Source organism: Myxococcus sp. MH1 (genome assembly GCF_059738865.1).
In genome coordinates, this window is the sequence record NZ_AP026947.1 from 6,705,114 (window position 1) to 6,729,881 (window position 24,768).

The following is a 24,768-nucleotide window of genomic DNA, read 5'->3' on the forward strand; positions in this document are numbered from 1 at the left end:
AACGAAAAGGCCCTCCCCGGGGTGGGAAGGGCCTTCGTTCAGCGCCGCGTGGCGGCCGCTGGAGCTACGCCTTGTTCGGCTCCATCTTCGGCAGGCCCTCGAGCGCGTCGAGGATCTTCCGCTTGTCCTTCTTCTCCGTCGCCTTCGGCGGAGCGTTCACCCGCGGGGGCGGACGCTCACGGGTGAGCTGGCCACCCTGCAGGAGGATGTTCACGTCCTCGGCGTCGAGCGTCTCGTACTCCACCAGGGCGTCGGAGACGCGCTTGAGCGCCTCCAGGTTCTCCGTCAGGAGGCTGCGACCCTTCTCGTAGCAGCCGACGACGATGCCGCGCACCTCGGCGTCGATCTGCCGCGCCGTGTCCTCGGAGTAGTCCTTGGACGAGTTGAAGTCGCGGCCCAGGAACACCTCACCGTCGCTCTTGCCGAACGCCAGGGGCCCCAGCTTCTCGCTCATGCCCCAGCGGCACACCATGGCGCGCGCCGTCTCCGTCGCCCGCTCGATGTCGTTCGCCGCGCCGCTGCTCATCTCGTTGAAGAGCAGCTCCTCGGCGATACGGCCACCCATGGCCATGGAGATCTGGTCCAGCATCTGCTTCTTGTAGCCGTTGACCTTGTCCTCGGTCGGCAGGCTCCACGTGACGCCGAGCGCCTGTCCACGCGGGATGATGGTGACCTTATGGAGCGGGTCGCACCCCGGCAGCAGCTTGGCGAGCAGCGCGTGCCCCGCCTCGTGCACCGCGGTGTTCTTCTTCTCCTTCTCGGTCATGATCATCGAGCGCCGCTCGGGGCCCATGAAGACCTTGTCCTTGGCGGCCTCGAAGTCGCTCAGGTCCACGCGCTCCTTGTTCTGCCGCGCGGCCATCAGCGCCGACTCGTTCACCAGGTTCTCCAGGTCCGCGCCCGTCATGCCCGGCGTACCGCGAGCGATGACCTCCAGGTCGACCTCCGGCGCCAGCGGCACGCGGCGGGTGTGCACCTTCAGCACGCCCAGGCGGCCCTTCAGGTCCGGCCGCGGAACCACGATGCGGCGGTCGAAGCGACCCGGGCGCTGCAGCGCGGGGTCCAGCACGTCCGGACGGTTCGTCGCGGCGATGAGGATGACGCCGTCGTTGGACTCGAAGCCGTCCATCTCCACGAGCAGCTGGTTGAGCGTCTGCTCACGCTCGTCGTGACCGCCGCCCAGACCGGCGCCACGGTGACGACCCACGGCGTCGATTTCGTCGATGAAGATGATGCAGGGGGCGTTCTTCTTGCCCTGCTCGAACAGGTCACGGACGCGGCTGGCGCCGACGCCCACGAACATCTCCACGAAGTCCGAGCCGGAGATGGAGAAGAACGGCACGCCCGCCTCGCCGGCGACCGCGCGGGCCAGCAGCGTCTTGCCCGTGCCCGGAGGACCCATCATCAGCACGCCCTTGGGGATGCGGCCGCCGAGCTTGGTGAACTTCTTGGGGTCCTTCAGGAAGGCGACGATCTCCTCGAGCTCTTCCTTGCACTCGTCCACGCCGGCCACGTCCGCGAACGTGACCTTGTTGTGGCTCTCGCTGAGCAGCTTGGCCTTCGACTTCCCGAAGGTCATCGCCTTGCCACTGCCGCCCTGCAGCTGACGCATGAAGAAGATGAAGAAGAGGAACAGGAAGACGACGGGCATCCACTGCCCGAGGATGGTCAGCCAGAGGCTGTTCTGCTCCTCCCGCTCATACTTGACGTCCACTCCGTTGTTGCGGAGCTGGTTGAGCATCGCCGCATCCGGCGCGGGCCCCGTCGTGCGGAACCGCTCGCTCGTGTCCACGAACTTGCCGGAGTAGGTGTTGCCCTTGACCGCCACTTCCTTGACCTTCTTCTCCTCCACCTTCGACAGAAGCTGGGTGAAGGAGGGCTCCTGGACCTGGTCGTTGCCCTGGGAGAAGAAGTTGTAGAAGGCGACGAAGAGGACGATCAGGATGACCCAGAGCCCGATGGTCTTGTAGGTCGAACGCACGTGTCAGCTGCCCTTTCGGTACTCGGCGGGTGAGGGCCGTGCCGGGAGAAACCCAGCCTTTTCAATCATTTGCCCGACACCAGGCGAGCTCCCAGTCGTCGGACCGTATCAGCAACAGCAAAAAGCCCTCAACTATTTAGGGGGCACGGCCAACCCCCGACAACACTCATTCCACTCTATAACGAAGGGTCCTGGTGATTGCTCGGACCCACGGGTGCGGCCCACAGGTAGTGTCCGGAAACCTCCGCCCGTGACGGAGGTGTCCACAGCCCTGGGAGCCACACCACGGTGCCCTCGGCGTCCAGCACCACCGGCCGCGAATCCCTCGACTCCGCGGGCACCCGAAGATCCACCAACACATCCTGCAGCCGGCGTTGTTTCTCGCCCGCGCGCACCCGGTCTCCCGGCCTGCGCGTCCGCACGGTCAGCGGCCAGAGGACATCGCGCGCCAGCGCCAGCCCGTGCATGCCCGGAGGTGGCTCGCGCGACTCCACGCTGAAGCACCACCCCGTGCCCTCCAGGACGCCGGAGGCCCCCTGCCCCGTCAGCACCATGGCCCGCACCGAAGGCGTCTTCACCTCCGACGACGCCACGCAGCGCACCCGCCCGCCCGTGGCCCGGAGCCGCAGCGCGCGCCCCACCGTCGCCGAGCCTCCCTGCTCCACCGCCCGCAGCGCGCGCTCCACCATCGCCGCGTCCGCCACCACGTCGTGCGCGGCCAGCAGCCTGGCGAGCACCCTGCGCCGCAAGGGCACCTCCAGCGCGCGCACCGCCACGGCGTCCAGCGCGCCGTCGGCGAGCCGCACGCGCTCCCAGGCCGCGTCCGCCAGGTCGCTCAGCAGCGCGTCGTCCTCGGCCGCCAGCCGCGCGTACGACGCGAGCCGCGCGTCCACCGGGAAGCCCGCCGCGCGCGACAGGGCCGGCAGCGCGTCGTGTCGCACCCGGACGCGCAGGAAGGCGGGGTCGTCGTTCATCTCATCTGTCGCATAGCCGACGCCCTGCTCCTTCAAGGAGGCCACCAGCTGGGCCCGCGTCAGCGACAGCACCGGCCGCACCAGCGTGCCCCGCGCCTCGCGGATGCCCACCGCGCCCCGCGTCGACGCGCCCCGCGCCAGCCGCATCAGCAGCGTCTCCGCCTGGTCGCTCGCCGAGTGGGCCGTCGCCACCAGGGACAGGCCCCGCTCGCGCCGCACCGCCTCCAGGGCCTCGTAGCGCGCCTGCCGCGCGCGGGCCTCGAGTCCGGGGCCCCGCGCCAGGGCCAGCGTCCGCACGTGACAGGGCACGCCCAGCTGCTCGCAGAGCGAGCCCACGGCCCGGGCCTCCGCTCGGGATTCGGGACGCACGCCATGGTCCACCGTGCAGACCTCCACTCGCAGCCGCAGCCGCTCGCGCACGCTCGCCGTGCCGACGAGCAGGGCCACCGAATCCGCGCCTCCAGACACGGCGCACAACACGGACCGGCCCTCCAGTCCGAGGCGCGCATACGTGTCCATCAGCGTCCTCTTCAGCAACTGCGTCGCGGGTCCAGTGGGTGACATCTGCGGGGGCGGAATGGAATGTCGGGTAACAGGGTTACAGAGGCGCGCGCGGTTGAAGGCAGGGGGGGTCGGTTCTTATGATCGTCACACCGGATGGGCGCGGTCGCGGAAGCGGAAATATGCGCGACACCGGGCGTTGTTGAGGGGACGGTCGACTTTTCAAGGTGTTGGACCTAGGGGTCCCCCCCCTCCCCCTCTGGGTCCACGGGTCCGCTGGGAGATCCACTCCCGGCGGTCCCTCTTTCCGAAACGCCCCGGTCCTCCCATCGCGAGGCCCGGGGCGTTTCCTTTTTCGCGCCCGGCTGGATACGTCAGGCGGCACTGAACATGTCCGAGCAGGGAGCCGACGGGCGCGGAATGAGTCGTCCTAAACCGTTGACCCTCTTGGGCGTCTGTCGGATAACGGCACCGGTGTGTTCAGGTCGTCACCTCGAATCCGCCCCGGAGACTCAAGTATGGCAGGCACCGACAAGCGCAAGCAGTCGCTGTACTTCCCCGAGGAGATGCTGAAGGAGATTCAGGAAGAAGCGAACCGACAGGACCGCTCTCTTTCCTGGGTTGTCCAGCAGGCGTGGAAGATCGCCCGCGAGCGCATCAAGTCGTTCCCCGCCGTCAACGACGTGACTGGCGACGAGCGCCAGGACCCGCGCGAGGAGTAGCGCAGGCATGGCCACCACCGACCATCGCAAGCAAAGCCTCTACTTCCCCGAGGACATGCTGGAGGAGATCCAGCGTGAGGCCACGCGGCAGGACCGTTCCCTGTCGTGGATCGTCCAGCAGGCGTGGAAGGTGGCGCGTGCCGAGATTCGGAGGATGCCGTCGGTCAACGACGTGCTGAGCGCGCCTGCCCGTCCCGCCGCCGTCGCGGCGAGCCCGGCGGCGACGCCCGCGGCCACCGCCACGCTGGTGGCGGCCGCTCCGACCCCGGACGAGCCGAAGTCCTGAAGGTCCCCGCGAACGGCCCCCGGCACTCAACCTCCGGCGGGCCGCGCGGGTCGTGCGCAGTTCGAGAACGTGATTCGCGGCTTCTCGGTGAGCGACTGCTCGGGTGAGGGGTGCATCTCCCGCAGGTACGCCGAGGTGATGTTCGCGTCCGTTCCTCCCAGCTTCCGCGCCTGCACCGGGAAGCGGTCCGGATTCTGTCCCGCGTTGCCGAACGCCTCCCCGTAGCCGTCGCCGCCTCCGAGCAGGAAGCTGGGCATGGCCACGCGGTAGCGGATGCTCGCGTCGTCACGCGGCGGCAGGGGCACGCTCTGCCCGTTCACCGTCAGCGCCTCCACGCGCTGGCCCCGGGGGTTCGCGCAGTTGACGTGCATCGTGGTGCCTTCCGACAGGTGCAGGAAGGCGCCGGACGGCGACGCGATGAGCTCCCCTTCCCGGTAGAGGCTGCCCACGCTGTTCTCCATCATCTTCACCAGCTCCGTCTCGGTGAGGTCCACGGACACCACCAGGTTCTCGAAGAGGATGACCTCGTGGAGAACACCGTCGGTGAGCGGGCCCTTGCGCAGCGCCTGGCGCGTGAAGCACAGGCCCTCTGCTCGCAGCGAGCCGCCGTTGATGACGCCCAGCACCGCGGGCCGGGCCGAGCCGTCCTCCGCGTGGCGGAACGCATCCGCCGCGGCCTGCGCCAGCGCGTTGTTGTCGTGCCAGACGAAGGGCTTGTCGAGCAGCACGTCCTGCCCCAGGTAGCCGACGACGGCGTCGGGGTCCGCGACAAGCGGCTGGCAGGAGTCGTTGTAGGAGATGCACCCGGCCAGGGGCGAGGCCAGGGCGCACGCGAGCGCGGCGACGAGGGACTTGGGCAGTGGCATCAGAAGTGAGCCCTCACGGTGAGGTAGCCGGACATGCCCTCGCGCGGGAGGTTCCCGGTGACGCGGTCGGGCCGCGGCACGTCATCGCGAAGGTCGTGGTCGAAGACGTTGTGCGCCACCAGCGAGACCTCCCAGATGTCCAGGATGGGCTCGGTGCGAATCTGCGCGGTGACCAGGCTGTAGGCGGGGATCTTGTAGCGGCGCACCAGCTCCAGCACGGAGCGGCTGTTGTTGCGACGCTCGGCGCCCGTGCGCACCACCACGTCGAAGTTCACCCACGCGCCGATGGGCATGGACACGCCCGCGTTGAAGCGCGCCTGCGGCGTGTCGGTGAGCAGCCGCGACTGCGAGGGCAGCTCCATGTCCTGCGCGCGGGAGATGCTCGCGTTGAACCAGGCGTTGGCGCGCTTGGAGGCCTCCAGGCGGGCCTCGCCCTCGATGCCGTACACGCGCACGCCCAGCTCGCGGTTGCGCAGCGGGACGATGTTGCCGGACGTGTCCACCGGGACGATGGGCGACGAGAACAGCTCCAGGTACGCGTTGGCGCGCAGCCGCACGCGCGCCTCGCCCGCGGACTGGATGAGGTCCGCGCCCAGCTCGAAGGTGTCCACGATGGCCGGCTGCAGGCTCGGGTTGCCCTCGAAGCGGCCCTGGTTGTAGTCGGTGTCGGGGATGCGCTCGACCAGTTCCTGCAGCGTGGGCGCGCGGAAGGCGCGGCCGTACAGGGCCTTGAGCACCAGCGCGTCCGTGGCGGAGAACACCAGGCCCACGCGTGGGTTGACGCGCGCCACGAAGCTGGTGCCCGTGATGTCGCCGCTCGTCCCCACGGTGGGCAGTTGCGTGGCGTCCACGCGCACGCCGAAGGTGAGCGTCAGCGGGGCGACGACGGTCCACTGGTCCTGCGCGAAGGCGCCCACCGTCAGCCGGCGGGACGCCGCGCCGCCCGCCAGCTCCAGCAGGTCCGCCAGGCCCTCGGGCGTGGTGAAGCCGCCCGGGCGCACGCGCGCGTCCAGCGTGTAGTTCGTCTCGTAGGTGTAGTCGCCCAGCGACTGCTGCTCCACCACCGCGCCCACGGACAGGCGGTTGTTGGACGACAGGACGATGTCCGCGTCCACGCCGCCGGTGAGCGAGCGCACGGAAATCTGCGTCTGCTCCCGCAGGCCGTTGTCGAACAGCTGGTTCGAGTCCGGACCGGTGCGGAAGTTGCGAGGCGTGATTTGAAAGAGGCGGTCGGTGGTCTGCTGGTCGAAGCCGGCGCGCGCGCGCAGGAGGATCGACGAGCCGATGTTCTTCTCCCAGTGGACGTCCGCCATGAGCACGTTCCACTTCAGCTCGGAGTCCTCGGCCACGACGTCGAACAGCCCCAGCAGCGCGGTGCGGTTCTCGGAGAGGTAGCGCACGGAGGCGGCCAGCCGGCCGGCGTCGCCCATGGAGTACGTCGCGCCACCGCCCACGTTGAGCAGGAAGCGGTCATCGCGCGTCCTGCCGGCCGGGTCCTCCACCGAGCGCAGGCCCTGGGAGGTGGACTCGTCGTCCAGGCCGTCGTGCTCGATGATGTTCGCGTCGCCGGACTGGTTCCACACGTCCACGTCCGCGAACAGGCGCAGGTCTCCAAAGGTGTGCCCCGCGGAGGCGTGCCCGTTGACGGTGACGGCGAGCCGGTCGTCCTTCTCCGGGAAGCCGCCCGCGGACACGGCCGTGCGGACTCCGTCCGAGGTGTCCGTGACGATGTTGACCACGCCCAGGAACGCGCCCGCGCCGTACAGCGCGGAGCCCGGGCCACGGATGACCTCGATGCGCTCCAGGTTCTCCACCGGCAGATTCATCAGCGCCTTGCCGTCGAAGAAGTTGTTGAGCCGGTGGCCGTTGAGCAGGAACAGCACCTCCGCGTCGTTGCGCAGGCCGCGCACCGCCGTGCGGTGGAAGCCCTGCACGTCGCGGCTCACGGTGAGGCCGGGCACCACGTCCAGCACGTCCGCCACCGTGCGCGCGCCGAGCACGCTGATCTGCTCGCGGTTGAAGGACGCGCCGATGGCCGGCACCTTGCGGACCTTCTCCTCGTGACGCGTGGCCAGCGCCAGCGTGTCCTCGGCGCTGTAGAGGGCCAGGTCGTCCTCCAGCTCTGTGCGCTGTGGGGCCGCAGGCTCGCCACGCGAGGAGCCCGTGTCACGGGACGTGTCGCGCGTGGGCGACTCCCGGGTGACGCTCGGCTCGCGCGCGCTCACGGCTTCGCGTGAGGGCGACTCGCGCGAGGTCACCGCATCGCGTGAGGGCGACTCGCGCGACGGCTGCGATTCGCGCGTGGGCGCGTCTCTCGAGGTCGATGAGGTATCGCGAGACGCACGCGAGGAATCGCGCGACGTCGCGGACGTCCCCTTCGGCGGAGGCGTGGACGACCCGCGCGAGTCCCGGGAGTTCTTGGGCGTCGGCGGTGGAACCCCCTCGTTCAGGTCCGCGGTGAGCGCGGCCATCGAGTCATCGTCATCGGAGGACGACGGACGCGGGCGCTCCTGGGTGGCCGGCGTCCGCGTGCTGGGACGCTCGTCGACGGTGGCCAACGGAGGAGGCTCGGACGCGCCGGGCTTGCGCGCGGACGCCGGCGCCTCTCCGGCCACGAGCACGCGGGCGGGCCGCGACGCGGACTGGAAGATGGCGATGCGCTCGCCGTCGGCGGTGAGGCCCTCGACGTAGTACTCGATGCCAGGAGGCACCATGTGCTCGGGAGGGATGACGGCGCGATACAGGTCGCCGTACTGGCGCTCCATCGGCACGCGGGCGAACGGCTCTCCCGGGCCCCGGTAGCGCACCTGCATCTCCAGGATGCGTGCGCCCTCCACGAGGGTGCCGTCGAGCCGCAGCGGCACGTTGGCCTCCGCGCGTGCCGGAGCGGAGTGGAGAAGAGAAGGCTCCTCGGCACGGACAGGCACCGCCAGGAAGAGCACGAGGCTGAGGAGGGTCGCGCGAGCGAGTGTGTTCTTCAAGCTGACGCAGATGGTCCATTGAGGCCCTCCCCGAGTCAAGGAAGGGGGGCCCGAGGGCCAGAGCGCCGCCGATTTTTTGCCGGGTCTCCGAGGCCGTGCGAGGGATCGCCGCACTCCATGCGCGACTCGCTCGCCCTGCACCTTGCCCTCTTCCGTCGACAGCGGGCACAAATCGCCCGCGTGGTGGACGGGCAGACAGATGCCTTCCGCTCCTACGAGGCCCGCTACCGGCGGCGCACCGCCAGCTATCGGCGCGTCCTGCCGCTGAGCGACGTCCACCAGCGCGTGCGCGCCTCGGACGTGGTGTACGTGGGCGACTACCACACGCTGCCCCTGGCCCAGCAGACGTACCTGGAGCTCGCGGAGCGCGCCCTGTCCTCGGGCCGCCGCGTCGTGCTCGCCCTCGAGTGCATCGAGGGGCGTCACCAGGCCTCCATCGATGCGTGGGGCTCGGGGCGCCTGTCGGAGCGCTCCCTCTTCGCACGCCTGGGTGCTGGCACGGAGGGTGCGGGCTTCGGCCCAGGAAGCGCGCCGCGTGGCCTGCTCGCCTTCGCCCGCAAGCACCGCCTGGAGGTCCTCGGAATCGACCGGCGGGCCCAGGGTGAGCGCTCGCTCGCGCTGCGCGATGCCTACGCCGCCGAGCGCATCGCCCGCGCCGCCCGCGCCGAGGACCGTCCGCTGATCCTCGTCCTGGTGGGCCAGTACCACATCGCGCCGTGCCACCTGCCCGCGCAGGTGGAGCGGGCCCTGGGTGAGACCCAGCGTCGGGGCCTGGTCGTCTACCAGAACGCGGAAGGCGTCTGGTGGAAGCTGGCCCGCGACGGGCAGATGGGCTCGGCCGAGGCGGTGGAGCTGGCCGACGACACCCTGTGCCTGCTCAACGCCTCCCCTGTCGTCTGTCAGCAGAGCTTCCTGGATTACCTGGAAGCCGAGGCGGGAGATGCGCCGTTGATGGACCGGGGCGCGTCGGAGCGGTTCCGGGAGATGGCGGCGCTCATCGGGCGACTGGCCGGTGTGCCGGTGGGTCGCGCGCTGGAGTCGGTGGAAGTCACCACGGTGGCGGACGGCGACGTGCTGGCGCGCATCCAGCGTCGGGGGCGCTTCACGCAGACGGAGCTGTCGCAGCTTCGTCGGCACATCCTGTCGCGGGAGAGCAGCTACATCCCGCGTGCGCGCACGGCGTATTTGGCCTCGTTGTCGCTGAACCACGCGGCGGAGGAGGCCGCGCACTTCGTGCGGCACTGCGCGGTGGGCAGCGCGATGGAGGAGCCTCGCACGGCGTCGGAGGCGTTCTACGCGCGGTGCATGGAGGAGGCGCTGGGCTTCTTCGGCTCGCGGCTCGTCAATCCCCGGCGCACGTGCCTGAACCTGGCGGACTGGGTGCGGCGCTTCGGCGAGACGCGAGGCGTGGACCGACAGGTCTCCGCGTTCGTGCTCGCCCACGCGGCCGCCGAGCTGGAGGCGCCCGAGGAGGCGGTGAAGCTGCTGCCCCTGCGCAAGGACCGGCTGTTCCATGGCGTCAGCCACGGACTGGGGTACCTGCTCGGCGACAAGCTCTACCGCGCCTTCGACGCGGGACAGGTGGACAAGGCCGAGGTCCGCGCCCTCTTCCGCGACCCGTTCGTGGACGCGCGCGCCGCGTACTTCACCTGGGCGGAGCGCCTGCGCGACTGAGGCGCACGGCGCCGCGCCACTCCAGACGCACCGCTCAAGTCTTCGCGGGCGCGGTGGCCTTCAGCGCGGCCTTCACCTTCTCGTGGAAGGCGCGGAAGCGCTCGCGGCCCTGCTGCCGCTGCTCCTCGGTGAGCTGGCCTCCGGAGGCCTCGCGCAGCGCCTTGCGCTCCTCCTGGAGCTGCTTCGCCTCGGCCTTGAACTGGTCCGCCTGCGCCTGGGTGAGTCGCCCATCCACCACCGCGCGGTCCAACCGGTGCTCCATCCGGGCCAGCTTCCGCTCGCCCTTCATGCCCCGCTTGCCATGACGGCCGTGCCGCTCACCGCACTCCGCCGCCTTGTCCTCCGTCGAGGGCGCCGCGCTCTGCGCGAACACCGGGGTGGCCAGCAACAGCGACGCCGTGACGAAGGACCGCATGAGGAAATTCTGACGCATGGTGAGACGCTCCATTGGTTCGAGGAGCACGAGTCCAGCCCTGCTCGCGCCCTGTTGCCTTGGAGAACCCCACGCGAAAACGAAGGTTAAATCCCGCCCCGGCGCCACACCGGAGCGGGCCTGCCCGCCTGCTCTGCTACTGCTCCGCCACGCAGTCGTTGAGCGGGAACGACAGGTCGTGCCGCGGCGTCTGTCCCGGGTCCTGGTTCACGACGGTGACCTCCAGCAGTTGGTCCGACGTTTCGATGGGATTGGCGAACACCAGCGACTGCCGGGTGATCTTCGCCGACGACATGAACGCCTTCGTCGTCGAGCCGTTGGCGTCACGACGCCAGCAGTTGGCGATGCGCGGGTCCGACGCCGCGAAGTTGCAGGACGTGTACTGCCCCACCACCTCGCGCTTCAACCGGATGCAGCGGCAGTCCCAGGGGTCGTACTCGAGCGACGCCACCACGCCCTCGAACCCCGTCGCCGTCTCCTTCAACTCGAAGTAGCTCCCGTCCTGCGTCGTCTCGCAGTACAGCCGCACGTCACCCACCGCGCGGTCCTTCTTCTCTTCCAGCACCGCGCCCTCCCGCGACGTCACCGGCGAGGCCGACGGCTCACACCCCACGCCCAGCAGCGCGAGGCTCACGACACAGAACGAGGAGAGATTCCTGAGGGTACGCATATGCGCTCCTTGCGGGACGTCCTGGGGCATCCAGGACAGCCCGCATGGGAGTCCCCTCGGACTCCACGGCGCAATGAACTTCCACGTTCCTGGGACGAACGGTTACGGGAGCGGAGGCTTCACGGCGCGGGTGGCGATGAAGCCATCGATGTACTCCGAGAGCTTGTCGCCCGGGCCGAAGCCGTCCTCGAAGAAGCCGGTGAGGACGAAGCCCGCGCGGAGCTGTCCGCCAATCTGGTCCTCCAGCGAGTGGCCCACGCTGAGCGGCTCGTGCTTGTCGGTGTACCTGCGCCGCTCGGCCTCCGTGAGGCTGGTGAAGTCCGAGTACGGCATCTTGTACTTGAGCTGCATCACGCCCTGGTCCTGCAGGTCCGGGTCGAGCAGGAAGATGAGCGGGTTGCAGAAGCCCGTCAGCAGCGCGCCGCCGGGGCGCAGCACTCGGAACGCCTCGCGCCAGACCGGCTGGATGTCGTCCACGAAGCCGTTGGAACACGGGTGGAAGATGAGGTCGAAGCTGCCGTCCTCGAAGACGGACAGGTCGCGCATGTCCCCCTCCTCCAGTCGCAGCGTCAGTCCCTCACGCTCGGCCACCAGCCGGTCCTGCCCCAGCTGCGCCGGCGAGTTGTCGAGCACCGACACCTTCGCGCCCGCCGCCGCGAGGATGGGCGCCTGCTGTCCACCGGAGCCCGCCAGACACAGCACGCGCTTGCCAGCGACCTCACCAAACCACTCGCGAGGAACAATCTTCGTCGGCGTGAGCAGGATGCCCCACTCGCCCTTGCGCGCCGCCGCGATGACCTCCGGCCCCACCGGCACCGTCCACCGGTTGCCCAGGGACACCTGGCGGTTCCAGGCGTCGCGGTTGTGCTTCCGTACATCGATGGCATCAGTCGTCATGTAGCACCCGTCCTTCCATGCCTCCGGCGACGGTGACGACCTCACCCGTCACGTGGCCGGAGACGAAATCCGACGCGAGCATCACCACCGCGCGCGCCACGTCCTCGGGCTGGCCCACCTTGCGCAACGGCATGGTGCGCGTCACCCGCTTCACGAACCCCTCCGCCTTCAGCTTGTCGCGGTTGCGGTCCACTTCCGTCCAACCGGGGCACACCACGTTGACGCGGGCCCCCGGCGCGATGCGGCCCAGCTCGTTCTTGAGGCTGCGCAGGAATCCGCTCGCCAGCGCGCCCTTGGCCGCCCCGTAGTCGGCGTGTCCCGCCTCGCCGAACAGGCCCGCCGTCGAGCTGACGATGACGATGTTGCCTACGCCCGTCGTCTTCACGTGGCGCAGGAAGGCGCGGCAGCACAGGAAGACACTGTCCAGGTTCTCCGCCAGCGTGCGGCGCCAGCGCTCCAGCGACATCTCCCACACCGGCACGTCCGGGGCCGGGTACACGCCCGCGTTGCACACCAGCACGTCCAGTCGGCCCAGCGCCGCCACCGACGCGGGCACCAGCGCGTCCACCTGGGCCTCCAACGTCAGGTCCGCGCCCACCGCCGCGCCGCCCACCTTCCCCGCAAGCTCGCGCGCCTTGGCCTCGCGGGAGTGGTAGTGCACCGCCACCTTCGCGCCCTCGGCGGCGAAGGCCTGGACGATGGCCGTGCCGATGCCGCCCGCGCCGCCCGTCACCAGGACGCCCTGCCCCTTCAGCTCCGTGTCCATGCGTACGACTCCTCGGAAGTGAGTGGGACCCTCACGCGCCGGAGTCCGGGCGAACGAGCGGCGTCCGGCGAACGCCGACGCGAAGGGGCCCAGGTTGCTGACATGTTCTGGAAAGAAAACCGCCGACACACTTGAGTGTGTCGGCGGCGGGGTTCAGCTCAGTCTCAGCAGCTTGCGAGCCTGCTCGGGAGTCGCGGGCTCCCGGCCGTGGGCCCGGGCCCTTCTGGAGGCCTCGGCCACCAGCTCCCAGTTGCCCTTCGCGAGCACGCCCTTGGACACGTAGATGTTGTCCTCCAGGCCCACGCGCGCGTTGCCGCCGCGCTTCGCGGCCTCGTCCACGAACGCGAGCTGGAAGCGCCCCACGCCCGCCACCGTCCAGGTGCTGCCCTCCGGCAGCGAGGCGATCATGAAGTCCAGCACCTCCGGCCGCGCCTGCAGCGTCCCCGGCACCCCGAGCACGAAGTCGAAGTGCGCGGGCAGGTCCACCAGGCCCTCCTTCGCCAGGTAGCGCGCCTCGTCGATCATGCCCACGTCGAAGCACTCCAGCTCCGGCCGCAGCCCGAGCGCGCGGATGCGCCTGGCGATGTCGCGCACCAGCGGGCGGGGATTCCAGAAGACCTCCTCGCCGAAGTTGACGGTGCCCGTGGTGAGCGTGGCCATGTCCGGCCGGTCCTCGCCCGTCAGCGTGAGCGGCCCGCAGCGCTGGTCCACCGTCATGCCCACCGCGCCGCCCGTGGAGGTCTGGATGAGCACGTCGGTGCGCTTGCGGATGGCGCGGATGGCCGCCCGGAACAGCTCCGCGTCCTGGGACGGCTTGCCGTCGGGCGTGCGCACGTGCAGGTGCACCATGGCCGCGCCGGCCTCGCGGCAGCGCGCCGCGTCCTCGGCGATCTCCTCCGCGGTGATGGGCAGGTGCGGCGTCTGCTCGCGCGTCGTCTCCGCGCCCACCATCGCCGCGGTGATGACCATGGGAGTGCTCATCGCTGACCTCGCTGCTTGTCCTTGGGAACCACGCAGGTGCCCGAAGCACGGCACACGACGATGGGCTCCGGCAACAGGTCCGCCGCCGAGTCATTCACATCCGGACGCGGGCGGATGACCTTGCGCGCCTCGAAGCGCATCTTGCGCGACGTGTTGCCCGCGCTGACGATCTCTCCCTCCGCCTCGATGAAGTCCCCCGCGTACACCGGCGCCAGGAACTCCACCGAGTCGTACGCGCGGAACAGGCCCTCGTCGCCGTCGGCCCGGATGCACAGCTCCGTGGCCACGTCGCCGAACAGCCCGAGCATCCGCGCGCCGTCCACCAGGTTGCCGCCGTAGTGCGCGTCGTGGCTGCTCATGCGCAGGCGGATGATGGCCTTGGTTCCCGTGCTCATGAGGGCTCTCCCTGGTAGTGCATGTCCTGGGGCTCCTTGCCCAGCTTCTTCAGGAGCGCATGGACGATGTAGTTGGCCACGTCGGAGGGCTTGGTGCCCGGACCGAAGCCCGCGTCGAAGCCCAGCTCCAGCGCCAGCTTGTGGTCCACGCGCGGGCCGCCCAAGAGCAGCTGCACCTTGCCGTGGATGCCCGCCGCCTTGGCCGCCTCGATGAACTGGCGCGAGTTGTCCTTGTGCACGTCGCGCTGGGTGACGACCTGGCTCACCAGGATGGCGTCGGCGTTCTTCGCCATGGCCCGCTTGATGAGGTCCTCGTTGGGCACCTGGCTGCCCAGGTTGAACGCCTCGAACCCGGGGTAGCGCTCCAGGCCGTAGTCGCCCGCGTAGCCCTTCATGTTCAGGATGGCGTCAATGCCCACCGTGTGCGTGTCGGTGCCGGTGCACGCGCCGAACACGACGATGCGCCGGGCGACCTTCTCCTTGATGAAGGCGTTGAGGTCGTCGAAGGACATCTTCTTCACGACGACTTCGGGCACGTCGATTTCGGCGTAGTCCAGCGTGACGCCCGAGCGGGCGTACACGATGAAGAACGTGTAGCTGTCCGCGGCGCGCTCGGCGGCGGCCACCTTCACGTCGGTGAACCCCATCTTGCGCGTGAAGACGGCGGCGGCCTCCTTGGCCTTCTCCGACAGGGGCACCGGCAGCGTGAACGACAGCTGCACCACGCCGTCGTCCCGCCGGTCTCCGTAGGGACGGATGATCTGCTTGCTCGGCTTCACCATCGCGTCATTTCCCCCGCGCCCGCTGGAACTTCACGCTCCCGGCCACCTTCTCCGCCAGGGGCGCGAAGCGCTCCTTCTTGCCCTGCTCCAGGTGGAAGACCACGGACCACGTCGTGCGGCCGTCACAGCCCACGTACGTCCAGGTGTCCACCAGCGCCCCGTTCGTCGACGCGTCCGTGTCCAGCCGCCGCGCCGCCGGCTGCCCGCCGACCTTGAGCTTCTCCCAGCCCGTGCCGCCGCTGCCGGTGACGATCTTGTCCACGCAGACCTGCGCCTTCATGCCCGCCGTCTGCACCGCGCCCACGTCGACCAGGAAGTACGCGTCCCCGCTGGGCGCCGTGAACTTCGCCGTCCCGTCCTCGTTGGAGCGCGTCCACGCGGCCGGCACCTGCACGGCCACGTTCTTGACCTGGAACTGCGTCAGCGCGTCCGCCGAGCCACCCGCCGCCATCACCACCGTCAGGATGGTACCGACAATCATTGTGCCTCCAGGATTTCCAGGAACGGGTTGAAGTAATCGGGGGCCTTCTCCAGCACGCCGTCCAGACCCTTGCCGCCGGTCTCCTCGCGCTTGACGTCGCCGAAGTGCCCCTTGCCGATGGCGGCCACCATGCCCTCATCCCGGCACTCCTGGAGCAGCTTCATCGCCTGGGCGAACACCTCACGCGCCCGGTTGGCGATCTTCCCGTCCTCGCGGACGGTGAACTCCTCGTCGATGCCGCGCGCCGCGCGGTGGATGTAGTTGGCGGACTTGAGCGCCACGTAGCGGTCCGCGAGCAGCGGCGTGTGCATGGCCTCGGTCATCATGCCGAGCAGCTGGATGCCCTGCCGCGTCCAGATGGCCACCAGGTCCGCCATCACGTCGTACGCGTGGCTGAAGAAGATGTCCGTCTCCTTGTGCTTGGTGGGCGGCATGTACTTGAGCGGCGCGTCCGGGAAGCAGCGGCGCACCAGCATCGCCTGGGACAGCTCCAAGAGGAGCGTGTCGTCGCGGTACGGGTCGATCTCGTACGAGTGGCCGATGCCCAGCTGCCAGTCCTTGAGGCCCGCGCGCTTGGCGAAGCACTCGTTGATGAACTGGCTGGCGATGACGGTGTGGGCCGCGTCGTACGCGTCCGCGGTGGTGATGTAGTTGTCCTCGCCGGTGTTGATGATGATGCCGGCCAGGGCGCAGATGCGGCGGCTGAAGTACTGGTCGATGAACGTGCGCCGCATGTTGATGTCACGGAAGAGGATTCCGTACATCGCGTCGTTGAGCAGCATGTCCAGCTTCTCGTAGGCCGCGCAGAAGGCGATCTCCGACATGCACAGGCCGGACGAGTAGTTGGTGAGCTGGATGTAGCGCTTGAGCTTGCGGCTCTCGTCGTCCAGGGCCTCGCGCATGATGCGGAAGTTCTCCTGGGTGGCGTAGGTGCCGCCGTAGCCCTCCGTCGTCGCGCCGTGGGGCACGTAGTCGAGCAGCGACTGCGCGGTGGAGCGGATGACGGCGATGACGTCCGCGCCCGCCTGGGCCGCGGCCCGGGCCTGGTCCACGTCGTCGTAGATGTTGCCCGTGGCGACGATGACGTACTTGTGCGGCGCCGGCGACATGGGGAACTGCTTGCGCAAATCCTCGCGCGCGGTGATGCGCGCCTTCATGTCCTCGAAGGCGGAGCGGGCCTCGGAGCGGACCTCGTCGCGCAGGTTCTGCTCGACGTCGGGGGACAGGGGGCCCAGCTTGTCGGTGGGCAGCGCCGTCAGCCGCTCCACGGCCTCCAGCGGGCTCTTGGCGCCCAGGTGCAGCGCGCGGCCATACCAATAGGCGGCGCCCCGGTTGAGGACGCCCGCGGCCTTGAGCTTGTCGACCATCAGGTTGGCGAGCGGCACCCCTCGCGCGCCTGCTCCGGAGATTCCGAAGAAGCGCAACACGGTGCGCTCAATCGATACAGTGGTGTTACGGCGGATGAGGTCGAAGATCGGATTGACGATCTCCTCCGCCAGAGTGCGCGCATGCGCAATCTGCGCGTCGTCGATGAACGGGCCTGGCATGGGCGCACCTTACCCGCCTGAACGCCTACAGGAAGCGCTGAAGCATACCGGAATGGCGCTGCCGCACCGCATTATCGGTTGGCCAACCCCGACACCGAAATAACAGCGCCCATCCCACCGAGGGAGCGGTGCCGCCACCGAAATACCGGTGAGCCTGGCCTTCCAACCACCTTCAAGCGCTCGGAATTATTGGATTCCAAGAGACGGCACGGTGCGTGCTTTGGAGCGGCTCCGCCTCATCCCCCGAGAGGAGTTTCCGCATGAAGACGCGTTCGCTGCTGCTGTCCGCCGTACTGCTGAGTGGTCCCGCGCTCGCGGCCAATCCGCCGCCGCTCACCACGGATACGGGTGCCGCCGTAGGCACCAACCAGAGCTCCAAGACGGCGGGTCCGCGCGGCGGAATCCTGCTGGAGGACTTCCACCTCATCGAGAAGCTGGCGCGGTTCGACCGCGAGCGGATCCCCGAGCGCGTGGTGCATGCGCGCGGCGCGGGTGCGTACGGCGTCTTCGAGAGCTACGGCAACTTCTCCCACCTGACGCGCGCGTCCCTGTTCGCCAACAAGGGGAAGAAGACGCCGATGTTCGTGCGCTTCTCCACCGTCATCCACCCGTCCGGCTCGCCGGAGACGCTGAGAGACCCTCGCGGCTTCGCGCTCAAGTTCTACACGGACGACGGCAACTGGGACCTGGTGGGCAACAACCTGCCGGTCTTCTTCATCCGCGACGCCATCAAGTTCCCGGACATGGTGCACTCGCTCAAGCCGTCGCCCGTCACCAACAAGCAGGACCCGAACCGCTTCTTCGACTTCTTCTCCCACATCCCCGAGTCGACGCACATGCTGACGCAGCTCTACTCGGACATCGGCATCCCGGCGAACTACCGGCAGATGAACGGGCACGGCGTGCACGCGTTCAAGTTCGTCAACGCCAAGGGCGAGTACAAGTACGTGAAGTTCAACTGGGCCTCGCAGCAGGGCGTCAAGAGCCTCACCAACGAGGAGGCCTCGCGCATCGCCGGCGAGGACCACCAGAACGCCACCACGGACCTGTACGCGTCCATCGGCGCGGGGAAGTTCCCCTCGTGGGAGCTGTCGGCGCAGGTGCTGGACCCGAAGGACCTGGACAGCTTCGCGTTCAACCCGTTGGACCCGACGAAGGTCTGGCCCGAGGACAAGGCCCCCTCCGTCAAGCTGGGCAGGTTCACGCTCAACAAGCTGCCGGACAACTTCTTCGAGGAGACCGAGCAGTCGGCGTTCTCCCCCGGCGTGCAGCCCTCCGGCATCGAGCCGTCCGAGGACCGCCTGCTGCAGGGCCGGCTCTTCTCCTACGCGGACACGCAGCGCTACCGCGTGGGCGCCAACTACCAGTCGCTGCCCGTCAACCGCGCGCGCGCCTCGGTGAACAACAACAACCAGGCCGGCGCCATGAACGTGGCGAACACGAAGTCGGACGTGAACTACGAGCCGAGCATCGCCCGCGAGTCGCAGGAGGCCCCCCAGCACCTGTTGTCGCGGCTGCCCCTGTCCGGCACCTCCCAGCAGCAGCCCATCGAGAAGACGGACAACTTCTCGCAGGCGGGCTCGTTCTACGTGGCGTTGGACCCGGCGGCCCGTGAGCGCCTGGTGAAGAACCTGGCCGGGGACCTGGGCCAGGTGCGTGACGCCCGCGTGAAGGCGCGCATGGTGGGCCACTTCTTCGTCGCCAACGAGGAGTTCGGCACCAGGCTGGCCAAGGCGGTGAACGTGAAGGTGGATGACGCCCGCGCCGCCGTGGCGCCGCTCGCCACCCGCTGAAGCGCGCCTGAGTGAAGCACCGGGGCCCGTGCCTGAGCACCGGCGCGGGCCCCTTCCCTCTCGTCCGCCTGGAGGATGGACATGTTCCGCAAGCTGCTCCTCGGAGCCCTCGGTCTGCTGGTGCTGGTGTGCGGGGTGGTGACGGCCGCGTGGTACTCACTGAAGGCCGAGCCCGTGCCCCAGGGACGTCTGCTCGCCGCGAACGAGGCGGAGCGATACCTGCTCGCCGCCGCACGTGTCGGTGACACGGAGATCGTCTCCGGTCTGGTGAAGGCGGGCGCTTCCGCGGAGGCCCGGGACGAGCGCGGCTTCACGCCGCTCATCCTCGCCGCCTACCACGGGCACCTGGACACCGTGCGCGTGCTGCTCTCGGCCGGGGTGGACGCGTGCGCCGGGGACAAGCGCGGCAACACGGCGTTGATGGGCGCGGCCTTCAAGGGCCATGCGGACATCGTCGCGCTGCTCAACGCGCAGCCGTGCGCCGTGGACCAGGCCAACAGCCTGGGCCAGACGGCGCTGATGTTCGCCTCGCTGTTCGGTCGGCAGGAGGTGGTGGACGCGCTCCGACAGAAGGGCGCGTCCGAGGAGCTCAAGGACGCCAGCGGTCGCAGCGCGGCCGACTGGGCCCGGACGCAGAGCGCGCCTCAGGCCCCCGTGGCGCCTGCCCCCGTGTCACCGGAGGACACCGCCGCCGCGAGATAGCCTCGCGACGGGAGGCCGCCGCTCAGACGTAGCGCGTGGCGAAGAGCTGGAGCAGCGCGGGCTCGGTGCGCAGCAGGGCCAGGGTGAGCGAGGCGTGGCCGGGCACGTAGCCGTTGCCCACCAGCATGGTGACGTCCTTGCCCACGCCCTCCGCGCCGAGCGCGGCCGTGGTGAAGCTGGTGGCCATGGAGAAGAAGATGGCCGTGCCGCCGTCCTTCACCGAGAGGATGGTGGCCATCTCCGTGTTGCCCACGCTGGCGCAGTTCACCACCAGGTCACAGAGCTGACCGCCCGTGGCCTGGCTCACCGCCTCCATCACGTCCACGCCCTGCGTCGCGTCCACCTTCAGCGCGACGTCACACAGGCCGATGGCCGTCAGCGCGTCCAGCGCCGGCTGCGACACGTCCATCGCGATGAGCTGTCCCCGGCTCTCCAGGTTGCGCCGGGCCTGGGCCAGACACAGCGCGCCGCTCTTGCCCGCGCCCAGCACGGCCACCGTCATGCCCGGCCGCACGTAGCGCGCCACCAACGCGGGCGCGCCACACACGTCGAGCGCCGCCAGCGCCAGCGTGTCCGGGAGGTCCGCCGGCAGCTTCGCGTAGATGCCCGTGGCGAAGAGCAGCGCGTGGCCGCGGATGTCCAGGCGGTCGATGTCCACGTGGACCGCCTTCACCTCCTCGATGACCAGCGGCGTCAGCGTCAGGCTCACCAGCGTGGCGATGCGGTCGCCCACCTGGAGCTGCCCCCGCGCAGGGTGCTTCGCGCCGATCTCCTTCACGCGGCCAATCAACATGCCGCCCGAGCCCGTCACGGGGTTCTGCATCTTGCCGCGCTCCAGGACGATCTCCTGGATGCGCGCGCCGATGCGCGCCGGGTCTCCGCCCACCTCGCCCTTGATCTGCTTGAAGGACGCCGCGTCGATGTTGAGGCTCTCCACGTCGATGAGCACCTCCGAATCACGGCACGGCAGCGAGGGGTCCAGCTTGCGCGCGCGCTGCGGCAACACGCCCTTCTCGCCGACGACGCGGGACAGCCCGTAGAGGTCGTTGCTCATGTTCCATCTCCCTGAAGGTCCATCCGCGCCCACAGCCGAGCGGCCTGTCGCGCGGGAGTCCTGCGTCTATCCGCTCCGCCGGGGGGATGGCCAGCATCACGTCGCGCGGCCCCCACTCCCGAGGGCCCTCCTGTCAGCAAGAGGGCCCTTCCGGACACAGCACCGCGCGAGCCTGGGTGAAGGGCTACTCCTGGGAGAGCTTGGGCAGCAGCACCGAGAGCGAGCGCTCGAAGCGATAGGACACGCCGGAGTGACCGTCCTCGAACTCCTCGTGCACCAGGTCCACGCCCGCGTTCTTGAGGTCGTCCGCCAGCATGCGCGTGCCCCAGCGCAGGTTGAACTCGTCGCGCGTGCCGCAGTCCAGGAAGACGCCCTTCAGCTTGCGGAAGGCATCCAGGAACTTGGGGACGAAGCGCACCGGATCATGCACCAGCCACCGGTTCCACACGTCCAGCTTCAGCCGGCCCGTCTGCGCGTCGAAGGGCAGCTCCAGGTTGAGCGGCTCGCCCTTCTTCGGCGAGTACGCCGCCGCCATCGCCAGCGTGTTCACCACCGGGAAGTCGTCCCCGCGCATCTTCGTCTCGCGCACGCGCTGACGGAACTCTCCCTGCCAGGACTCGATGCCGCCCGACTTCAGCAGCGAGCTGGCCGCCTTCGGGAGGTCCGGCAGGTAGCAGTACTCGAAGTAGGCGTCCGCCGAGTGCGCGCCCAGGAGCGAAAAGAGCTCCGGATGGTAGCGCCCCATCACCAGCGCGCCATAGCCACCCGAGCTGTGCCCCAGCACCGCGCGCGACGCCGCCTTGGGCAGCGTGCGGAAGGTGCGGTCCACGAAGCCCACGATGTCCTTGGCCAGGTAGTCACGGTACCGGCCGATGGCGTCGCTGTTGATCCACTGGCTGCCGCCCAGCGACGTCCACGCGTCGGGGAACACGCCCACCACGGGGGGCACCGCGCCGGACGCGATGAGCGCGTCCAGCCGCTCGGGCACGGACGGCGCGAAGCCCGAGGCGTTGGTCCACGTGCCGCCGCTGTTGCCGAACGCGTGCAGGAAGTACACGGCCGGGTAGCGACGGTCCGACTCGGCGTACCCCGGCGGCAGGTACACGGTGAGCTTGCGCCGGGCCGGGTCGCCCAGCGGGTTGGACTCCAGCGCGGGCGACTGCACCTCGCGCGTCTCCAGCAATCCCTTCATCCGAGTCTCCCCCTTCGCGGCCGCGCTACGCGCGCGAGCCCGGGTTCTTGCCGAATATCTTCATCACGGCTTGCAGGTCCTCCCACGCCTTGCGCTTCTCCGCGGGATTGCGGAGCAGGTACGCGGGGTGGAAGGTGGGCATGAGCTGAATGCCCTCGTAGACACGCCAGGCCCCGCGCATGCGGGTGATGGGCGTCGAATCTCGAAGCAGCGTCTGCGCCGCGAACTTGCCCAGCGCCACCACCACCTTCGGCTGGAGGGCCGCGAGCTGCGCGCGCAGGAAGGGCTCGCACGCGGCGATCTCGTCCGGCTCCGGGTTCCGGTTGCCCGGGGGCCGGCACTTCACCACGTTGCAGATGTAGACGTCATCGCGACGGAAGCCCATCGCCTCGATCATCTTCGTGAGCAGATCTCCCGCCGCGCCCACGAACGGGAAGCCCTGCAGGTCCTCGTTCTCGCCCGGCCCCTCGCCCACGAAGACCAGCTCCGCGCGGGGGTTGCCCGAGCCGAAGACGATGTTCTTGCGCCCCGTGCAAAGCTTGCAGCGCTGGCAGTCGCCCAGCTCCCGGCGCACCTGGTCCAGCGTCGGCCGCTCGCCGTCCACCACGCCCGGCAGCGGTCCGCTGCCCGTGGAGGACGACCTCGGCACGTCGAGGAGCATCCCGTTCGAGGCGGAAGGCGCGGTGGTCCCCCGCGCCGCGAGGGGCGCGGGGCCCGGCGCGCGGGGAGCGGGCTCCGAGGGGGCCAGTGGACGGCTCGATGGCAAGGGAGTCGCCTGGCTCGGAGCACTGGCGGCGCCCACGGGCCGCTCGAAGCGCGAGGTGCCCGGGCCCGGCGGCGCGTCGCCCGGACGCGACATCGGCGTGGTCGCCGTGGACGGAGCGGGCTTGCGCTCGGCCGGTGCGGGCTCGGTCGCTGGTCCGGGACGGGCGAACCGGGAGCGCAAGGAGGGCGTCAGGCGCTGGAGCTCGGCCGCCGCCTTGGCGTCGATCATCAGCTGACGCCCGCCACCGTCCTCCTGCCAGAGCAGGTGACGGCGCACATCCTCCAGCACGGCGCTCAGTTCCTGCGTGGCTTCGGGCGAATCGTCGTTCACGATGACCGATCGGTATCGGAGGGCAGGCCCGGGCGCAAGGAAGCGGACATCCATCCTGGGCGGACGCTCCTCCACGGGGCGGCCCGGACCTCCCTCACAGCGTCAAGTTCCCCACCACACCGCGTCACGGCCGGCCTTTCACACCTCCGTCGTGGGCCTCCGGAGCCACGGGCCGCGGGTTCGATTCACCGCACACCGGGTCGACCCGCGCGCCGGCCCCCCGGGTGGGTCCCCCTGATGGCGGGCTACCCTGCTCCCCATGAATCCACAGAACCCGGACTACCGTCAGGACACGGAGGCCCTCTTCCGCGCGGCCCCCTTCGTCACCGACCTCGGCATCGAGCCCGTCTCCATCCTCCCGGGCGAGGTGGAGGCACGACTGGTGGTTCAGCCCCGCCACCTGCAACAGGACGACGTCATCCACGCGGGCGTCCAGGCGACGCTGGCCGACCACACCGCGGGCGGCGCCGCCTTCACCCTCGTGCCCCGCCCTCAGCGAGTCCTCACCGTGGACTTCACGCTCCACCTGCTCCAGGCGGCACGAGGCGAGGCGCTGCGCTGCAAGGCCAGGGTGCTGCGCGCGGGCCGCCGGCTCATCGTCGTCGAGTCCGAGGTCCACACCGTCGCCGGAGGCCAGGAGCAGCGCGTCTCCAAGGCCACCGTCACGCTCGCCGTCGTCGAGCCCCGGACGCCCTGAGGCTCACACGCCGGACGCCGCGCGCTGCACCAGCAGGAGCTCGAGGAGGCTCCGGGCCACGGCGTCCTTGGTGCCCTGGAGATCCCGTGGCGAGCCGGTCCGGGTCAACACCGTCACCCGGTTCGTGTCCGTGCCGAAGCCCGCGCCGGGCGCCGTCACGTCGTTGGCGACGATGGCGTCCAGCCCCTTGCGCTCGAGCTTCTCGCGCGCGTGCTCCACCACCCGCTCCGTCTCCGCCGCGAACCCCACCAGCACCGGCCGCCGCGCCTGCCCCGCCACCTTCCGCGAGGCCTCGGCCAGCACGTCCGGCGTGCGCACCAGCTTCAGCGTCTCCGGCCCTGCAATCGAGCCCTTCTTCACCTTCTGCGGCGCGCGCGTCTCCGGCCGCCAGTCACTCACGGCCGCCGTGGCGATGAACGCGTCGGAGTCGGCCACCCGGCTCAGCACCTCGCGCGCCATCTCCTCCGCGGAGACGACGTCCACCACCTCCAGCCCCGTGCGGTCCACCGCGCCCACCGGCCCCAACACCACCGTCACCGAGGCCCCCAGCGCACGCGCCGCATGCGCCAGCGCGAGCCCCATCTTCCCCGTGGAGGGATTGGAGATGAATCGCACCGGGTCCAGGAACTCACGCGTGGGCCCCGCCGTCAGCAGCACCCGCTTGCCCGCGAGCGGCCCCGGCGCGAAGCGCGCGGCGACTCCCGCCACGATTGCGGGCACGTCCGCCAGTCGCCCCTCGCCCACGTCGCCACAGGCCAGCAGCCCCGCCCCCGGCCCCACGAAGCTGAAGCGCGCGTGCGCCGCCAACGCCGCCACGTTCTCCTGCGTCTGCGCGTTGTCCCACATGGCCACGTTCATCGCCGGGGCGAGCACCACCGGCCCGCGGAAGGCCAGGAGCGAGGTCGTCACGGCGTCGTTCGCCATGCCCGCGCGCACCCGCGCCAGCAGGTCCGCCGTGGCCGGCGCCACGACGAACGCCTCCGCCCAGCGCGCCAGGTCCAAATGGCCGAAGTTCCCCTCCTGCGAGGGGTCGAAGTAGTCGGTGAGCACCGGATGCCCGCTGAGCGCCTGGAAGGTCAGCGGGGTGACGAACTGCCGAGCGGCCTCCGTCATGGCCACCCGCACCTCGGCGCCCGCGCGCCCCAACTCGCGCACCAGCTCACAGGCCTTGTACGCGGCGATACCACCGGCCACACCCACCACGATGCGACGGCCCTTCAACGCGGTCACGTCCATGCGGCTTCCTAATGCGCCCGCATGCCGGCTCGCAACCCGAGCCGCACGAGCAGCAGGCCCG

Annotated in this window: 23 protein-coding genes; 6 read left to right on the forward strand and 17 right to left on the reverse strand. The window is 69.9% G+C overall.

The annotated features are described in order from the left end of the window. Positions 1–64: 64 nt before the first annotated feature. Complete coding sequence (gene ftsH / locus AC6JA9_RS26020; protein ID WP_223747530.1) at positions 65–1,981, reverse strand: ATP-dependent zinc metalloprotease FtsH; 1,917 nt, start codon at positions 1,979–1,981, stop codon at positions 65–67. A gap of 176 nt (positions 1,982–2,157) precedes the next feature. Next, positions 2,158–3,474, reverse strand: coding sequence for a tRNA lysidine(34) synthetase TilS (gene tilS, locus AC6JA9_RS26025; protein WP_408890030.1), 1,317 nt, complete (start codon positions 3,472–3,474; stop codon positions 2,158–2,160). Positions 3,475–3,974: 500 nt separating this feature from the next. Between tilS and AC6JA9_RS26030 the strand changes: the two genes are divergently transcribed. Then, complete coding sequence (locus tag AC6JA9_RS26030) at positions 3,975–4,178, forward strand: TIGR04563 family protein (protein WP_015350409.1); 204 nt, start codon at positions 3,975–3,977, stop codon at positions 4,176–4,178. A gap of 7 nt (positions 4,179–4,185) precedes the next feature. Further along, entirely contained in the window at positions 4,186–4,464 is a 279-nt protein-coding gene (locus tag AC6JA9_RS26035; protein WP_223785556.1) for a TIGR04563 family protein, read from the forward strand. Between the two features lie 26 nt (positions 4,465–4,490). Here the strand turns inward: AC6JA9_RS26035 and AC6JA9_RS26040 are convergent, their stop codons facing one another. Both AC6JA9_RS26040 and AC6JA9_RS26045 read right to left on the reverse strand, forming a co-directional pair. Next, positions 4,491–5,330, reverse strand: a complete 840-nt coding sequence (locus AC6JA9_RS26040; RefSeq protein WP_046714520.1) for a 5'-nucleotidase C-terminal domain-containing protein — start codon at positions 5,328–5,330, stop codon at positions 4,491–4,493. Continuing rightward, positions 5,330–8,311, reverse strand: coding sequence for a TonB-dependent receptor plug domain-containing protein (locus AC6JA9_RS26045; protein ID WP_497958005.1), 2,982 nt, complete (start codon positions 8,309–8,311; stop codon positions 5,330–5,332). The genes AC6JA9_RS26040 and AC6JA9_RS26045 overlap by 1 nt, the downstream gene beginning before the upstream one ends. Positions 8,312–8,428: 117 nt before the next feature. Here AC6JA9_RS26045 and AC6JA9_RS26050 point away from each other — a divergent pair, with 117 nt between their 5' ends. After that, entirely contained in the window at positions 8,429–9,985 is a 1,557-nt protein-coding gene (locus tag AC6JA9_RS26050; RefSeq protein ID WP_223785554.1) for a ChaN family lipoprotein, read from the forward strand. 34 nt (positions 9,986–10,019) lie between these two features. On the opposite strand, the gene AC6JA9_RS26055 is transcribed toward AC6JA9_RS26050, so the two are convergent. The 9 genes from AC6JA9_RS26055 to kamD form a co-directional block, all read right to left on the reverse strand. Beyond that, positions 10,020–10,418: a hypothetical protein gene (locus AC6JA9_RS26055; protein ID WP_426745987.1), complete on the reverse strand. Its 399-nt coding sequence runs from the start codon at positions 10,416–10,418 to the stop codon at positions 10,020–10,022. Between the two features lie 136 nt (positions 10,419–10,554). After that, positions 10,555–11,088, reverse strand: a complete 534-nt coding sequence (locus tag AC6JA9_RS26060) for a hypothetical protein (RefSeq protein ID WP_497958006.1) — start codon at positions 11,086–11,088, stop codon at positions 10,555–10,557. A gap of 102 nt (positions 11,089–11,190) precedes the next feature. Beyond that, positions 11,191–11,985: a class I SAM-dependent methyltransferase gene (locus AC6JA9_RS26065; protein WP_497958007.1), complete on the reverse strand. Its 795-nt coding sequence runs from the start codon at positions 11,983–11,985 to the stop codon at positions 11,191–11,193. Further along, complete coding sequence (locus AC6JA9_RS26070) at positions 11,975–12,751, reverse strand: SDR family NAD(P)-dependent oxidoreductase (RefSeq protein WP_408890028.1); 777 nt, start codon at positions 12,749–12,751, stop codon at positions 11,975–11,977. Before AC6JA9_RS26070 ends, AC6JA9_RS26065 begins: the two co-directional genes overlap by 11 nt. A 153-nt stretch (positions 12,752–12,904) precedes the next feature. Next, positions 12,905–13,732: a 3-keto-5-aminohexanoate cleavage enzyme gene (gene kce / locus AC6JA9_RS26075; RefSeq protein ID WP_223747520.1), complete on the reverse strand. Its 828-nt coding sequence runs from the start codon at positions 13,730–13,732 to the stop codon at positions 12,905–12,907. Beyond that, positions 13,729–14,127 (reverse strand): 3-aminobutyryl-CoA ammonia lyase, encoded by a 399-nt coding sequence (kal, locus tag AC6JA9_RS26080; RefSeq protein ID WP_141324212.1) that lies wholly within the window; start codon positions 14,125–14,127, stop codon positions 13,729–13,731. The genes kce and kal overlap by 4 nt, the downstream gene beginning before the upstream one ends. Further along, entirely contained in the window at positions 14,124–14,909 is a 786-nt protein-coding gene (gene kamE, locus AC6JA9_RS26085) for a lysine 5,6-aminomutase subunit beta (protein ID WP_141324213.1), read from the reverse strand. Before kamE ends, kal begins: the two co-directional genes overlap by 4 nt. 4 nt (positions 14,910–14,913) lie before the next feature. After that, complete coding sequence (locus tag AC6JA9_RS26090; protein ID WP_046714529.1) at positions 14,914–15,390, reverse strand: hypothetical protein; 477 nt, start codon at positions 15,388–15,390, stop codon at positions 14,914–14,916. Beyond that, positions 15,387–16,937 (reverse strand): lysine 5,6-aminomutase subunit alpha, encoded by a 1,551-nt coding sequence (kamD, locus tag AC6JA9_RS26095; RefSeq protein ID WP_408890027.1) that lies wholly within the window; start codon positions 16,935–16,937, stop codon positions 15,387–15,389. Before kamD ends, AC6JA9_RS26090 begins: the two co-directional genes overlap by 4 nt. A gap of 260 nt (positions 16,938–17,197) precedes the next feature. Here kamD and AC6JA9_RS26100 point away from each other — a divergent pair, with 260 nt between their 5' ends. Then, positions 17,198–18,730, forward strand: a complete 1,533-nt coding sequence (locus AC6JA9_RS26100) for a catalase (RefSeq protein WP_408890026.1) — start codon at positions 17,198–17,200, stop codon at positions 18,728–18,730. Between the two features lie 81 nt (positions 18,731–18,811). Beyond that, positions 18,812–19,432: an ankyrin repeat domain-containing protein gene (locus tag AC6JA9_RS26105; protein ID WP_408890025.1), complete on the forward strand. Its 621-nt coding sequence runs from the start codon at positions 18,812–18,814 to the stop codon at positions 19,430–19,432. Positions 19,433–19,454: 22 nt separating this feature from the next. Here the strand turns inward: AC6JA9_RS26105 and kdd are convergent, their stop codons facing one another. From kdd to AC6JA9_RS26120, 3 genes are all read right to left on the reverse strand, one after another. Then, positions 19,455–20,486 (reverse strand): L-erythro-3,5-diaminohexanoate dehydrogenase, encoded by a 1,032-nt coding sequence (kdd, locus tag AC6JA9_RS26110; protein ID WP_223747518.1) that lies wholly within the window; start codon positions 20,484–20,486, stop codon positions 19,455–19,457. 184 nt (positions 20,487–20,670) lie between these two features. Then, the gene (locus tag AC6JA9_RS26115) at positions 20,671–21,678 is read right to left on the reverse strand and encodes an alpha/beta hydrolase (protein ID WP_267700522.1); all 1,008 of its coding nucleotides are present in this window, start codon (positions 21,676–21,678) and stop codon (positions 20,671–20,673) included. A gap of 25 nt (positions 21,679–21,703) precedes the next feature. Next, positions 21,704–22,774: a uracil-DNA glycosylase gene (locus tag AC6JA9_RS26120; protein ID WP_267700520.1), complete on the reverse strand. Its 1,071-nt coding sequence runs from the start codon at positions 22,772–22,774 to the stop codon at positions 21,704–21,706. Between the two features lie 259 nt (positions 22,775–23,033). Here AC6JA9_RS26120 and AC6JA9_RS26125 point away from each other — a divergent pair, with 259 nt between their 5' ends. Beyond that, a complete protein-coding gene (locus tag AC6JA9_RS26125; RefSeq protein ID WP_223785546.1) occupies positions 23,034–23,471 on the forward strand; it encodes a PaaI family thioesterase in 438 nt (145 codons plus the stop codon). Positions 23,472–23,474: 3 nt separating this feature from the next. Here the strand turns inward: AC6JA9_RS26125 and coaBC are convergent, their stop codons facing one another. Continuing rightward, the gene (gene coaBC, locus AC6JA9_RS26130) at positions 23,475–24,707 is read right to left on the reverse strand and encodes a bifunctional phosphopantothenoylcysteine decarboxylase/phosphopantothenate--cysteine ligase CoaBC (RefSeq protein WP_223785545.1); all 1,233 of its coding nucleotides are present in this window, start codon (positions 24,705–24,707) and stop codon (positions 23,475–23,477) included. Between the last annotated feature and the right edge of the window lie 61 nt (positions 24,708–24,768).

Excerpts from the sequence above, each read along its gene's own strand:
- tilS (WP_408890030.1), bottom strand. The coding sequence starts at position 3,474 with ATGGACACGTATGCGCGCCTCGGACTGGAGGGCCGGTCCGTGTTGTGC.
- AC6JA9_RS26030 (WP_015350409.1), top strand. The coding sequence starts at position 3,975 with ATGGCAGGCACCGACAAGCGCAAGCAGTCGCTGTACTTCCCCGAGGAG.
- AC6JA9_RS26035 (WP_223785556.1), top strand. The coding sequence starts at position 4,186 with ATGGCCACCACCGACCATCGCAAGCAAAGCCTCTACTTCCCCGAGGAC.
- AC6JA9_RS26040 (WP_046714520.1), bottom strand. The coding sequence starts at position 5,330 with ATGCCACTGCCCAAGTCCCTCGTCGCCGCGCTCGCGTGCGCCCTGGCC.
- AC6JA9_RS26050 (WP_223785554.1), top strand. The coding sequence starts at position 8,429 with ATGCGCGACTCGCTCGCCCTGCACCTTGCCCTCTTCCGTCGACAGCGG.
- AC6JA9_RS26055 (WP_426745987.1), bottom strand. The coding sequence starts at position 10,418 with ATGCGTCAGAATTTCCTCATGCGGTCCTTCGTCACGGCGTCGCTGTTG.
- AC6JA9_RS26060 (WP_497958006.1), bottom strand. The coding sequence starts at position 11,088 with ATGCGTACCCTCAGGAATCTCTCCTCGTTCTGTGTCGTGAGCCTCGCG.
- AC6JA9_RS26065 (WP_497958007.1), bottom strand. The coding sequence starts at position 11,985 with ATGACGACTGATGCCATCGATGTACGGAAGCACAACCGCGACGCCTGG.
- AC6JA9_RS26070 (WP_408890028.1), bottom strand. The coding sequence starts at position 12,751 with ATGGACACGGAGCTGAAGGGGCAGGGCGTCCTGGTGACGGGCGGCGCG.
- kce (WP_223747520.1), bottom strand. The coding sequence starts at position 13,732 with ATGAGCACTCCCATGGTCATCACCGCGGCGATGGTGGGCGCGGAGACG.
- kal (WP_141324212.1), bottom strand. The coding sequence starts at position 14,127 with ATGAGCACGGGAACCAAGGCCATCATCCGCCTGCGCATGAGCAGCCAC.
- kamE (WP_141324213.1), bottom strand. The coding sequence starts at position 14,909 with ATGGTGAAGCCGAGCAAGCAGATCATCCGTCCCTACGGAGACCGGCGG.
- AC6JA9_RS26090 (WP_046714529.1), bottom strand. The coding sequence starts at position 15,390 with ATGATTGTCGGTACCATCCTGACGGTGGTGATGGCGGCGGGTGGCTCG.
- kamD (WP_408890027.1), bottom strand. The coding sequence starts at position 16,937 with ATGCCAGGCCCGTTCATCGACGACGCGCAGATTGCGCATGCGCGCACT.
- AC6JA9_RS26100 (WP_408890026.1), top strand. The coding sequence starts at position 17,198 with ATGAAGACGCGTTCGCTGCTGCTGTCCGCCGTACTGCTGAGTGGTCCC.
- AC6JA9_RS26105 (WP_408890025.1), top strand. The coding sequence starts at position 18,812 with ATGTTCCGCAAGCTGCTCCTCGGAGCCCTCGGTCTGCTGGTGCTGGTG.
- kdd (WP_223747518.1), bottom strand. The coding sequence starts at position 20,486 with ATGAGCAACGACCTCTACGGGCTGTCCCGCGTCGTCGGCGAGAAGGGC.
- AC6JA9_RS26115 (WP_267700522.1), bottom strand. The coding sequence starts at position 21,678 with ATGAAGGGATTGCTGGAGACGCGCGAGGTGCAGTCGCCCGCGCTGGAG.
- AC6JA9_RS26125 (WP_223785546.1), top strand. The coding sequence starts at position 23,034 with ATGAATCCACAGAACCCGGACTACCGTCAGGACACGGAGGCCCTCTTC.
- coaBC (WP_223785545.1), bottom strand. The coding sequence starts at position 24,707 with ATGGACGTGACCGCGTTGAAGGGCCGTCGCATCGTGGTGGGTGTGGCC.